Consider the following 12,705-nt stretch of genomic DNA (forward strand, 5'->3'; position numbering starts at 1 on the left):
GGCGCCCTGTGCCGGTGCCGGCCGCTGCGGGCGGACACCCCCCACCCCGTCCCCTCCCCGCCGTCGGCGCCTGCGGCGACGCCGTGGCGCACGCCCATGCACCGGCGGCGTGGTGGACGGCGGGTGCCGTATCGCCGGGCGGGGCCGTAACGCCGGGCGGGCGCGGGTTGCGGGTCGCCGTCCCGCGGCGCTGCGGCGGCCGCCATGCCGACATAGCTGCGGGCAGTCGTGCCGCTGGGGCGGCACGGGTGGGCGCAGCGGCACCCCGCCAGCGCCGGGGAGCGCCCCAACCCCCGGCCGGCAATGGCGCCGGGGGCGATGAAACGCCGGGCGTGCAGCCCGACGTGGCGCCGGGGCGCGCAGCCCCATGTGACGCAGGGGCGCGTAGCCCAAGGTGGTGCCGGGGCGCGTAGCCCAACGTGGCGCCGGGGCGCGCAGCCCAACGTATCGCCGGGCGCGTAGCCCACCGTGGCGCCGGGCGCGCAGCCCGACGTAACGCCGGGCGCGTAGCCCACCGTGGCGCCGGGGGCGTAGCCGGGCGCAGACCACAATGGTTGCGTGCGGTACAGAATCCTTGGCGTTGCCCAAGTGGACGAGGGAGACGGCCGGGCAGTCGGCCTCGGCGGCAGCCGGCTGCGGGCGCTGCTCTGCGCGCTCGCCCTGCGCCCCGGCCGCGTCACCGCACCCGGCACCCTCATCGACGAGGTCTGGGGCGACGCCCCGCCGCAGGACGCCCCCGCCGCCCTGCAGGCGCTCGTCGGGCGTCTGCGCCGCGCCCTCGGCAAGGACGCCGTCGTATCGGACCCCGGTGGCTACCGCCTCACCGCCGCCGACGACGACGTCGACCTGTACGTCTTCGAACGGCTCGTCAACGACGGCACCCGCGCCCTGGACAGCGGCGACGCCCGCACCGCCGCCCGCCTCCTCGACGACGCCCTCGCGCTGTGGCGCGGGCCCGCGTTCGCCGACCTCCCCGACCGCACCGCCGCCGCCCGCCCGGAGGCCCTGCGCCGGGAGGCGACCCGGGCCCGGGCCGAGGCCCGGCTGCTGCTCGGCCGTGCCGCCGACGCCGTACCGGAGCTGAGAGAACTCACCACCGCGCATCCGTACGACGAGCCGCTGCACGCCCTGCTCATCCGCGCCCTGCGCGACACGGGCCGCACCGCCGACGCGCTCGCCGCGTACGAGTCCGCCCGCCGCACCCTCGCCGACGGCCTCGGCACCGACCCGGGCCCGCAACTGCGCTCCCTCCACGCGGAACTGCTCCGGTCGGATGCGGCCGCCCCGGCTCCCCAGGCGCGCCCGACCGGCAATCTGCGGCCCCGGCTGACGAGTTTCGTCGGACGGGAACCCGAGCTCGCCGCCATCCGTTCCGCATTGCACACGGCCCGTCTGGTCACGCTCACCGGACCCGGCGGATCCGGGAAGACCCGCCTCGCCGAGGAGACCGCCGCCGGCCTCCCTGAGGCGTGGCTGGTCGAGCTGGCGCCGCTCGACCGGCCGGAGGCGGTGCCGGACGCGGTGGTCAGCGCGCTCGGTCTGCGCGAGACCGTGCTGATGACCAACGAGTCGGCGCCCTGGCAGGACGACCCCGTCGCCCTGCTCGTCGAGCACTGCGCCCCGCGCAGCGAGCTGCTGATCCTTGACAACTGCGAACACCTCATCGGCGCGGCCGCCGCCCTCGCCGAGACGCTCCTGACCCGCTGCCCCGGGCTCACGATCCTCGCCACCAGCCGTGAACCCCTGGGCGTCCCCGGCGAGTCCGTGCGCCCCGTCGAGCCCCTCCTGCCGGACCAGGCGCGCCGCCTGTTCACCGAGCGCGCCACCGCCGTCCGTCCCGACGCCGGGGCGCTCGCGGACACGGAGGCCGTCACGGAGATCTGCCGGCGCCTGGACGGGCTGCCGCTCGCCATCGAGCTGGCGGCCGCCCGGCTGCGTCTGCTGACCCCCCGGCAGATCGCCGACCGGCTCGACGACCGCTTCCGCCTGCTCACCTCCGGCAGCCGCACGGTCCTGCCCCGCCAGCAGACGCTGCGCGCGGTCGTCGACTGGTCCTGGGACCTGCTCGACGAGCAGGAGCGGACGGTGCTGCGCGAGGTGTCCGTGTTCGCGGGCGGCTGGGACCTCGCGGCGGCCGAGGCCGTGTGCTCCGGCCCGGCCACGGAGCTGATCGGGGCGCTCGTCGACAAGTCCCTCGTCGTCGCGACCCCGGACGAGCGGGAGGGCTCCGGAGGTATGCGCTACCGCATGCTGGAGACCATCCACGAGTACGCCGCGGAGCGCGCCGCCGAGGACCCCGCACAGCGCGCCGAGGCCGAGCGGCGCCACCGCGCCTGGGTGCGCGCACTGGTGGAGGAGGCCGACCCCCGGCTGCGCTCCGCCGATCAGCTGCGGTGGATCGCCCGCCTGGAGAGCGACCTGGACAACATCCGGGCCGCGCTGGACCGCGCTCTCGCCGAGGGCGAGGAAGCGGAGGCGGCCGCGCTCGTCCTCGCCATGGGGTGGTTCTGGTGGCTGCGCAACTACCGGCAGGAAGGCACCGGTTGGGCCGACCGCGTCCTGCGCCTGGGTGCCGCACGGGACTCCCTTCCCGCGCCCGGCCAGGACGGCGGGGAGGACCTGCGCGCTCGGACGGCCCGGGTGGATCCGGTGGGCGCCTTCCTCGACGCGCCGGAGGGAGAGACGCGCCACCCGCTGCACTCGCTGCGGATGGCCCTGAGGATGCTGCACCTGTTCCTCACCGTGGAGTCTGAGGCGGGGCAGCGGCTGCTGCGGGACGAGCGGTTCGAGCGCTACCTCGCGCGTGTGCGGGGCGCGTTCGAGGGCGGCGGCCCACAGGCGGCCCGGCTGCCGGGCCTGGTGTGGCCGATCACCCTTTTCCATCTGGGCAGCCGCGACGACCTACGGCCCGCCCTGGACGCGGCGGTCGCTAACTGCCGGGCCCACGGCGGCGACTGGGAGCTCGGTGTGGCCCTGATGTTCCGTGCCCACACGGTCGTCGACTCCTCCGGCGGCCTGGCCGGTCTGGATCAGGACCTCGCCGAGCTGCGCACGCTCAGCCGGCGCGCGGGCGACCGCTGGATGCGGGCCCAGGTGTGCAGCGCGGTCGGCGAGGCGGCCATGGCGCGCGGTCGGTTCGCCGAGGCCAGGGCGGAGTACGAGGAGGCGCTGCGGCTGGCCCGCGAGGTCGGGGCGCTCGCCGAGTCGCCCTTCCTGCTGGCGCGGCTCGCCGAGATCGCCTACCGCTCCGGCGACCGGGCCGCGACCCTGCGCGCTCTGGACGAGGCGGGCGAGGCGGCGGACCGGTACGCGGTGGTGGACTCCCGGTCGTTCATCCTGCTGCTGCGGGCCCAGCTCGCCCTGGACGACGGCGATCTCCCCGCCGCGCGTGAGCTGTGGCGGGCGGCCGACGCGGAGATCGGCAACGGCACTCCGCCCCCGCAGTTCCTGGCCGTGCTGCGGGCGGTCGGGGCCCTGGTCACGGCCGCGGAGTCCGGCCCCGAGCACGGGCTGCCGATGCTCGCCGAGGCGTTGCGGGAGGCCCTGGCGGCGCACTGCTCGGAGGTGGTCACCTCCTCGCTGGCCGACATGGCCGCCGATCTGCTGGCGCGGCTGGGCGATCTGCCGGGTGCGCTGCGGTTGCTGGCGGCCTCCGACGCCTGGCGTGACGGCCGGCCGCGCCCGCAACCGGAGCGCGCGACCGCCGTCCGGGTCGAGGACGCGGCCCGCGCGGGGCTCCCCGCCGCCGCGTACGCCGCCGAGCGGGCACGCGGCGCGACTCTCACCGCCGGCGACGTCCTGGAGGCGCTGGACGCCGCCGTGGTCCGCTTCCCGGCGGGGGCCGCCTGCTCTATCCGCAGCTGAACTTCGACTCGGCCCAGTCCGCGACCGCCAGGCTGTCGAAGTGGCTGTGCGGCTCGACGACCAGGGTCACGGTCCTGCGGCCGGTCAGGTCCACATGGACGGGTACGGCGCTGTCGCCGCCCTTGATCCTGCCGGACCGCCACAGCCGCACCCCGTCGGCGTAGACGGAGAAGTAGACCTTCCCGAGCTTCAGGGTCATGTCGTCGACGCCGACGAGGGCGTCGTAGGCGGTGCACGACCGGTTCAGGTCGATGGTGACGGAGGAGTCGCCGTGCACGCTCACCCCGCGGTCGTACTGCTTGCCCCCGATCGACAGGCCGTGGCGCTGCCACACCCAGCTGCTGCCGGCGAGACGCATCTCCGGCTCGGTGCCGTCACCGGCGACGTCGTACGACAGCTCGTTCCACTCGTAGACGGCCGGGGTCGGCGGCGGGGGCGGGGGCGGCGCCGGGGTGGGGGTCGGCGCCGGTTTGGGGCGGGGCGCGGGTACCGGCTTCGGTTTCGGTTTCGGCTTCGGCGGGGGGCTCGGGGCGGGGGTCGGCGTCGGGGACGGGGTGGGGGTCCGTTCGGCGACCACCGGCTGCGGGGCGGGCCGGGGCGGGGGAGGCGGGGCCGGGGTGGGCGGCTGCGGCCGTACGACGGGGGTGGACACGGGCGGCGGCGCCGCCGCGGGCTTCCTCGCCGGGCTGTCGTCGCCGACGAGGGCCAGCGCCACCGCCGCGGCGGCGACCGCCACCACACCGGCCGCGATGCCGGCCTTCACCGGCGCCCCCAGGCCCTCCGCCGCAGCGCCCCCGGCCGAGCCGGAGGAGCCGCCGCCGGCCGCCGCGGCCGCGCCCGCGGCGCCGGCCGCACCCGCTCCGGCGCCCCCGGCGACGAGTCCCACCGCCTTGGCGTACCCGGCAGCACCGAACCAGCCGATGACGGCGACCGGGACCACGGCGGGGATGCCGCCGGCGACTTCCTCGATCTGGCTGGCGGCCAGGCGGCACCTGGCGCACTCCTCGAGGTGCTTGCGCAGACCCCGTTCGGCGCGGGTGCGCAGCTTGCGCCGGGCGTAGCTGCCGAGCTGGTCGGCGTAGCGGGCGCATTCCTCGTCGCCGGCCAGGGCGGTGGACACATGGGCCTGGAGGTAGGCCTGCTTCAGGCCCTCCCGGGCGCGGCTGGCCAGCACGCGCGTGCCGTTGGCGTCCAGTCCGAACAGGACGGCGACCTCGCTCGGCGACTCGTCCTCGATCTCGGTGTGCCACAGGACGGCCTGCCAGCGCTCGGGCAGCGAACGGAACGCCTGCATGGCCATGGACTGCTCGGCCTCGTGCATGGCCCGCACATCGGCGCCCAGGTCCAAGGTGTCGTCGTCGGCCACCTCCGAGGAACGGGCGGCCTGCTGGGCGAAGGCGGCGAAGTCGTCGACGAGTTGTTCCCGCTTGGCCGACTGGATCCAGTGCGCGGCGACGCGGCGCACGGAGGTCAGCAGATAGGCGCGGACGGCGTGTTCAGGGCCGGAGCCGCCGCGCACGGCCTGCAGCATGCGCGCGAAGACCTCCGCGGTGAGGTCGTCGGCGGTGTGCGCGTCGCGGCAGCAGGTGCGGGCGTAGCGGCGGACGGCGTCGGCGTGCCGGAGGAACAGCTCCTCGTAAGCGGAGTCGTCGCCGGAGCGCATCCGCTCGATGAGGTCGGCGTCGGACGGGGGCACCGGGCGCGGCGGCGGCAGCACGCTGCCCTCGCGCCACTCCCGCTGGGCCGGAACACCGTCGGCGTGGGCACCGCGCGGCACCGCATTCCGCTTGCTCTGGGGCGGCACCTGGGGTGCGGCCGGGCCGCCGGCCTGTGCGTCCTCGCCGTCGAGTGACTCGTCCCGCCCGTCAACGCTCATCGCGGAAAGCCCCCGCCGCCTGCCCACCCGGTCCCGAACACCGGGTCAGCGTGCCATACCGGCTTTCGGCCGTGGCCCGGCAGTGCGCGGCAACCACTCGTCCGGGCGGACTTGGCGCATGGCGGTACTGAACATCACTCGTTCGGGGAAGACTCAACGAACGCCGTTGACGCAGGGCTTGCGCGGGGTGGGCACGCCAGTGGCCCGAACGTGCCCACCCCGGCGGACACCCGCTAGACGGGACGCGAGCGCAGCCCCTCCAGCAGGATGTCCAGCAGCCGTGCCGAGGCCGCCGCCTGCTGCGCCGCGTCCGGCAGCGACGGCGCCGCCGTGGCGATCACCAGCAGCACGTCCGACACGGACACGTCCGGCCGCAGTTCGCCCGCCGCGCGCGCCCGCTCCACGAGCCGGCCCACGACCTCCAGCAGCGCCGACGCACCGGCGTCGTCCTCCATGCCCTGTTCCGGCACCAGCCGCAGCTCGCCGGCGGCCGGCTGCGACCGCTGCTGCGGCACCCGCGCCTCGTCCGGCACCGCACCGGCGCCCGCCGCGAGCACCTGCTCCTCGGCCACCTTGACCCGCAGCACGTGCGGCGGCAGCAGCCGCCCGGCGCCCGAGGCGACCGACGTGCGCAGGAAACGCGACAGCGCCGACCACGGCTCGTCCTCCTGGCCGAGCGCCGTACGCGCCTGCTCGGTCAGCCGGGCCGTCTCCTCCGCGGCGATCCGCCGCACCAGCACGTCCTTGCTCGGGAAACGCCGGTAGACCGTGCCGACGCCGACCCGCGCCCGCCGCGCCACGTCCTCCATCGGCGCGCCGTACCCCAGCTCGCCGAAGACCTCGCGCGCCGCCCGCAGCACGTGCTCCAGATTGCGCTGGGCGTCCACCCGCAGCGGCGTGTTCCGCGCCGGTTCCCCGCGCCCGTGACCCCCCGCCGCGCTCACCGCCCCGCCGGCGGCCAGAGCGGATGCGGACGACCAGTGAGAGTCCTGAATGTGCATGAATGATCCCCCGGTAATGACGTCTCCCCCCGGAGACTCCCCTAGATACGCGCCGGGGCGCGCGGACAAGCATCGCGTGCCCGGGCCCGGCCGTGCGATACCTCTCGGGCCCGATGAGCGCCTCCCCCAGGACACCCCGTCGTGACACGAACATAGTTGAGAGGGAGTCAATTCAGAAGGGGCAGGTTCCGCACGGAGCGCCCCCCGATCGGAGTACGGGCCGCATACGTCCCGAAAACACCCCCCGGCGCACCCCGGCGCACACCTGCTGACCTGCACAGCTGCCCCCGAGTCCGACGTTTCGGCCATGCCTGGGCATCCCCGGCTCCCGGTCACACAAATCGCCGGGCCTGTGGACAAACGGCAGCGCCGGGTGCGTCATGGGATGGTGAAGGAACGTGCGCGCATTCTCGTTGTCGGCGGCGGCTACGTCGGGATGTACACGGCCCTGCGCCTGCAGAAGCAGCTCAGAGGGGAGCTGCGACAAGGCGCGGTCGAGATCACGATCGTCACGCCCGACCCGTACATGACGTATCAGCCGTTCCTGCCCGAGGCCGCGGCCGGAGCGATCTCCCCGCGGCACGTCGTCGTGCCGCTGCGCCGCTTCCTGCCCGACTGCCGGATCGTCATCGGCGAGGTCACCGCCGTCGACCACGCCGCGCGCACCGCCACCGTCGCCACCCTCGCCACCGAGGACAAGGGCACGCCCCCCGAGCACCTGCAGTACGACGAACTCGTCCTCGCCCCCGGCTCCGTCTCGCGCACCCTGCCCGTCCCCGGCCTCGCCGAGCACGGCATCGGCTTCAAGACCGTCGAGGAGGCCATCGGGCTGCGCAACCACGTCATCGAGCAGATGGACATCGCCTCCTCCACCCGCGACCCCGCGATCCGCGACGCCGCCCTCACCTACGTCTTCGTCGGCGGCGGCTTCGCCGGCGTGGAGGCCCTCGGCGAACTCGAGGACATGGCCCGCTACGCCGCGCGCTACTACCACAACGTCCGCGCCGAGGACATGAAGTGGATCCTGGTCGAGGCGTCCGACCGGATCCTGCCCGAGGTCGGCCCGGAGATGGGCCGCTACGCCGTCACCGAGCTGCGCCGCCGCAACATCGACGTCCGCCTGAACACCCGCCTGGAGTCCTGCGTGGACCGCGTCGCCGTCCTCAGCGACGGCGCCCGCTTCCCGACCCGGACACTCGTGTGGACGGCCGGCGTCAAACCGCATCCGGTGCTCGCCGCCACGGACCTGCCGCTGACCGCGCGCGGCCGGCTCAAGTGCACCCCCGAACTGACCGTCGACGGCGCCCCGCACGCGTGGAGCGCCGGGGACGCCGCCGCCGTCCCCGACGTGACCGCCGCCGAACCCGGCACCGAGACCGCGCCCAACGCCCAGCACGCCGTACGGCAGGCCGCGGTCCTCGCCGACAACATCGTCCGCTCCCTGCGAGGTCAGCCCCTCCAGACGTACGAGCACAAGTACGTCGGCTCGGTCGCCTCCCTCGGCTTCCACAAAGGCGTCGCACACGTCTACGGGCGCAAACTCAAGGGTTATCCCGCCTGGTTCATGCACCGCGCCTACCACCTCAGCCGCGTGCCCACCTTCAACCGCAAGGCGCGCGTGCTGGCCGAATGGACCCTGTCCGGACTGTTCAAACGGGAGATCGTCTCCCTCGGCTCACTCGAACATCCCCGCGCGGAGTTCGAACTGGCCGCCGGGGGAAAGCCTTCCGACCATCCGAAGAACGACCCGAAGGGGTCCAACTAGCCGGACCCAGGAACTCCCCCGGCCACCGAGGCGTCTGACGGATGTCGGCCCGGACGGCCACCCTGCAAGACTGATCACCGAGCCCGGGCGGGCCGCCACCCGTCCGCGAACTCAATGCGAGGCTGTCCCCAAGTGCTGCATGTCCCGGGTGCTGCAACAATGTGCGGCCACCGCCGCCCGGCCCCGAGAGCCCAGGCCGGGCCCCGGAGCCGGCCGACGACGACTACACGAGGCAAGGATTCGTGAACTTCACGCGCTGGAGCGCCCGGCTCCCCGGAACGCAGCGCCGCGCCGCCGCGCGGACCGACGCCACGACCACCGCGGACCGGCGGAGCGACGGCTCCGTCCCCGCGGCCCGCGCCGAGCAGCCCGCCGACGGGACGACGCCCGCCGCCGACGTCCCGGCCGTCGACGACCTGTCCGTGCGCGCGGTCCTCGACCGCGTCCCGGCCCTCGTCGCCCTCGTCCACGGCCCCGACCACCGCCTCGCCCACGTCAACGACGCCTACAGCGCGGCCTTCGGCCCCCGCCCCGCCGGTGCCCCCGCCGCCGACGCGCTGCCCGAGCTGAAGGAACTCGGCCTGCTCCCCCTGCTCGACCAGGTCCTGCGCAGCGGCCGGCCCCGCACCCTGAAGTCCCGCAAGGCCCCCGACGGCCGCTCCTACACCTTCACCTGCACCCCCGTCACCGAAGGCGACGGAGGCGGCCCCGGGGTGCTCGTCTTCGCCACGGACGTCACCGACCACGCCGAGGCCGCCGAACGCCTGCGCGCCAGCGAACGCCGCCAGCGAGAGACCGCCGTCACCCTCCAGCGCTCCCTCCTCCCGCAGGAACTGGAGGAACCCGACGACCTGCGCATCGCCGCCACCTACCACCCCGGCGGCACCGAGGCCGCCGTCGGCGGCGACTGGTACGACGTGATCACCCTGGGCGGCGGCCGCACCGCCCTCGTCATCGGCGACGTCATGGGCCGCGGTGTGCGCGCCGCCGCCGTCATGGGCCAGCTGCGCACCGCGGTGCGCGCCTACGCCCGCCTCGACCTGCCCCCGCACGAGGTGCTCCAGCTCCTCGACGGCCTGGCCACCGAGATCGACGCCAACCAGATCGCCACCTGCGTCTACGCCGTCCACGACCCCAACGAGGGCCGGCTGATGTACGCCTCGGCGGGCCACCTGCCGATCCTCGTGCGCGACGAGAACGGCACCGTGCACCGCGCCGACGAACCCACCGGCCCGCCGCTCGGCACCGGCGGCTGGATGCACACCTCCGGTTCCATCCCGCTCACCCCCGGCTCCACCGCCGTCCTCTACACCGACGGCCTCGTCGAACGCCGCGACGAGGACCTCGACGAGGGCATCGCCGCCCTGGAGCGCGCCCTGGCCGGCGCCACCGGCACCCCCCAGGTCGTCTGCGACCGCCTGGTGCGCTCCGCCGGCGTCACCGCCGACCACGCCGACGACGTCGCCGTCCTGGTCCTCCAGCACCCCGCGCGCACCGGCCCCGCCGGCGAACTGTTCCGCAACGCCGCCCTGGAACTCCTCGGCGGTGTCGAGGCCGCTCCCCGCGCGCGTGCCTTCGCCTCCGGTGTCCTCACCAGCTGGCGCTTCCCGCCCGAACTGCACGACCTCGGCGTCCTGGCCGCCAGCGAACTGGTCGCCAACTCCCTCCAGCACGGCACGCCGCCGATGAAGCTGCGCCTGCGCCGCACCGACCGCCGGCTGATCGTCGAGGTCACCGACGGCGACGACCACCTGCCCCGGCGCCGCCGCGCCGAACCGGCCGACGAGTCGGGCCGGGGCATCGCCATCGTCGCCACCATCGCCTCCAACTGGGGGTGCAGACGCACCCCCGGCGGGGGCAAGGCCGTGTGGTGCGAGTTCGCCCTGCCGAAGACGTAGGACCGGCGCGCGCGGCAGCCGGCCGCGCTTACGCGTCCGCGGTCACCGCGTCGGCCGGCGCCCCACCGCGCTGGACCACCCGGCTGCGGGCCCGCCACGGCTGGTCCTGCACCTCGGTGAGCCGGCTCCCCAGCCGTATCGCCAGCACGCTGATCGCCAGCGAGAACAGCAGGAAGGTCACGATGTACGGCGCGTGCAGCGCCGCACCCATGGGACCGCCCACCGCCGGACCGACGGCCAGGGCGAGCTGCTTGACCAGAGCGAACGCGGAGTTGTACTGCCCGGCAAGACCGCTCGGCGCCAGATCGGCGACCAGCGGCGCCACCGTCGGCGACAGCATCGCCTCACCCAGCCCGAACAGCGCGTACGTCGAGACGAAAGCGGCCGTCGCCATCTCCTGGCTGCCGTGCCCCAGCCCCGCGTACCCGGCCGCGACCCACGCCACGGCCCAGATCAGCCCCACGGCCGCGATCACCCGGGAACGCCGGCGACGCTCGACGAACTTCAGCACGGCGAACTGCGCCACCACGATCATCGCGGTGTTCGCGGCCAGCGCGGTCCCCAGCGCGGACGTCGAAATCCCGGCGGCCTCGACGCCGTAGGCGCTCAGGCCGGACTCGAACTGTCCGTAGCAGGCGAAGAACAGCACGAAGCCCAGCACGCACAGCTGCACCATGGCCCGGTTGCCCAGCAGCTGCTTCCAGCTGCCCCCGGCCGAAGCGGGCGCGTCCTCGATCTTCGGCGCGTGCGGTATCCGCACCGTCGCCATCACCACGACCAGCAGCAGGAACACCGCCGCCTCGATCGCGAACAGCAGCGTGAACGACGAGACGTGCGAGGTGTCCACCAGATGCCCGCCGATGAGCCCGCCGATGCCGAGCCCCAGGTTCTGCAGGAAGAACTGCATCGCGAACGCCCGGGACCTCGTCTCCGTGGTCGAGCAGTCCACGATCATCGTCGCCAGCGCCGGCTGCATGACGGCCTGCCCGGCCCCCAGCGCCGCCGCCGACAGCAGTACGGCGGCCGACGTGCTCGCCAGTCCGAGGCTCAGCGCTCCGAGCGCGGCGGTGACCAGGGCGGCGAGCAGGACCGGCAGCGGGCCGCGCCGCACGATCGCCCGACCGGCGAACGGCAGCACGATCAGCGCGGCCACGGCGAACACGGCGAGGACCATCCCCGCCGTCATGGCACCAAGGCCCCGCACCTGCGCCACATAGACGTACAGGTAGGGGACCGTGAAGCCGAGCCCGAACGCGCTGAGTGCGTTGCCCACGTGGATCCGGCGCATCGCTGCGCCCTTCTCCCTGGTCACGTTCACCTCTCTCACTAGTTAGGAGTGAAGACTTCGAAAGTAAACTTCGAAGCTAAAGAGTACACAGCGAAGGACTTCAAGGCAAAGGGAGGGCGTGCCATACTGCGGCCATGGGCGACACCCCCGGCACGCTCGGCGCCGAGCCGACCATCGAAGAGCAGATCGCGGCCTACCAGCGCGAGTTCCAGGACCTCGACCCCCAGGTCGAGAAGATCGTCTCGGCGCTCTCCCGGCTCAACCGCCGCATGAACGTCGCCTACGGGCGGCAGACCGCCGAGCTCGGCATCAGCAACGCCGAGTGGGAGGTCCTCAAGGCCCTCGTCCTGTCCGGCGCCCCCTATCGCATGGGACCCAGCGAGCTGGCCAAGCGACTCGGCCTCACGCCGGCCGCCATGACCCACCGCATCGACCGCATGGTCGCCGAGGGCCTGGTCACCCGGGAACGCGACGAGTCCAACCGGGTCCGCGTGATCGTGGAGCTGACTCCCGAGGGCCGGGAGAAGTGGCTGGAGGCGATGCGCCTCGCGTCGGTGTTCGAGGAGGAGCTCCTCCAGGACCTCACGCCCACCGAGCGGACGGTCCTCGACGAGGTGCTGACCCGCCTGCTGCGCCGCGTGGAGCACGCCCAGCCGGACGCCGGCGGCCGGCTCACCGACCTCGACTAAAGAGGTTGACAGGGGGCCCTTGACAGCCCCCTGCCCGATCCGTAAAGTTCTTCGGGTTGCCGCGGGGCCGTAACGGTTCTGCGACGGCACCTCCCGCCGCCTCGAGCGGCACCTCACACCACCAGCACGATCTCCCAACGGGATTGTTTTCGGCGTGCCCGAATTCAATTCGAATAGGGACTCGGCGGCCCGATTGGGAATCGCCGGAAGGATCCGCTAAGGTTTGAGACGTCGGAACGGCCCAACAGCCGGGAAGACAAACCCCGCTGACCGGGGATCAGACGCCGAAAGGATCTGATAGAGTCGGAACCGCCGGAAAGGGAA

Annotated in this window: 7 protein-coding genes; 4 read left to right on the plus strand and 3 right to left on the minus strand. The window is 74.2% G+C overall.

What is annotated here, in order from left to right:
- Positions 1-558: 558 nt before the first annotated feature.
- Positions 559-3,864: a BTAD domain-containing putative transcriptional regulator gene (locus AB0E88_RS35275; RefSeq protein ID WP_361639165.1), complete on the plus strand. Its 3,306-nt coding sequence runs from the start codon at positions 559-561 to the stop codon at positions 3,862-3,864.
- Here the strand turns inward: AB0E88_RS35275 and AB0E88_RS35280 are convergent.
- Positions 3,851-5,740 (minus strand): sigma-70 family RNA polymerase sigma factor, encoded by a 1,890-nt coding sequence (locus tag AB0E88_RS35280; RefSeq protein WP_361639168.1) that lies wholly within the window; start codon positions 5,738-5,740, stop codon positions 3,851-3,853. The genes AB0E88_RS35275 and AB0E88_RS35280 overlap by 14 nt on opposite strands.
- A gap of 233 nt (positions 5,741-5,973) precedes the next feature.
- Positions 5,974-6,741, minus strand: a complete 768-nt coding sequence (locus AB0E88_RS35285) for a TetR family transcriptional regulator (RefSeq protein WP_361639171.1) — start codon at positions 6,739-6,741, stop codon at positions 5,974-5,976.
- A 385-nt stretch (positions 6,742-7,126) separates the two neighbouring features.
- Between AB0E88_RS35285 and AB0E88_RS35290 the strand changes: the two genes are divergently transcribed.
- On the plus strand, positions 7,127-8,506 hold the full coding sequence (locus AB0E88_RS35290; protein ID WP_361639174.1) for an NAD(P)/FAD-dependent oxidoreductase: 1,380 nt from the start codon (positions 7,127-7,129) through the stop codon (positions 8,504-8,506).
- Positions 8,507-8,748: 242 nt separating this feature from the next.
- A complete protein-coding gene (locus AB0E88_RS35295; RefSeq protein ID WP_361639177.1) occupies positions 8,749-10,404 on the plus strand; it encodes a SpoIIE family protein phosphatase in 1,656 nt (551 codons plus the stop codon).
- 28 nt (positions 10,405-10,432) lie between these two features.
- Here AB0E88_RS35295 and AB0E88_RS35300 read toward each other — a convergent pair whose 3' ends face one another.
- A complete protein-coding gene (locus AB0E88_RS35300; protein ID WP_361639183.1) occupies positions 10,433-11,692 on the minus strand; it encodes an MFS transporter in 1,260 nt (419 codons plus the stop codon).
- 134 nt (positions 11,693-11,826) lie between these two features.
- On the opposite strand from AB0E88_RS35300, the gene AB0E88_RS35305 reads away from it, so the two are divergent.
- Positions 11,827-12,381 carry a MarR family transcriptional regulator gene (locus tag AB0E88_RS35305; RefSeq protein ID WP_361639180.1) on the plus strand — a complete coding sequence of 185 codons (555 nt, stop codon included), beginning with the start codon at positions 11,827-11,829 and terminating at the stop codon, positions 12,379-12,381.
- Positions 12,382-12,705: the final 324 nt, after the last annotated feature.

It is taken from the genome of Streptomyces sp. NPDC028635 (assembly GCF_040637635.1).
Classification (GTDB): domain Bacteria; phylum Actinomycetota; class Actinomycetes; order Streptomycetales; family Streptomycetaceae; genus Streptomyces.

Bases quoted from the DNA above. Each gene is read 5' to 3' on its own strand.
- AB0E88_RS35300 (WP_361639183.1), bottom strand. From the start codon at position 11,692: ATGCGCCGGATCCACGTGGGCAACGCACTCAGCGCGTTCGGGCTCGGC.
- AB0E88_RS35305 (WP_361639180.1), top strand. From the start codon at position 11,827: ATGGGCGACACCCCCGGCACGCTCGGCGCCGAGCCGACCATCGAAGAG.
- AB0E88_RS35290 (WP_361639174.1), top strand. From the start codon at position 7,127: ATGGTGAAGGAACGTGCGCGCATTCTCGTTGTCGGCGGCGGCTACGTC.
- AB0E88_RS35280 (WP_361639168.1), bottom strand. From the start codon at position 5,740: ATGAGCGTTGACGGGCGGGACGAGTCACTCGACGGCGAGGACGCACAG.
- AB0E88_RS35285 (WP_361639171.1), bottom strand. From the start codon at position 6,741: ATGCACATTCAGGACTCTCACTGGTCGTCCGCATCCGCTCTGGCCGCC.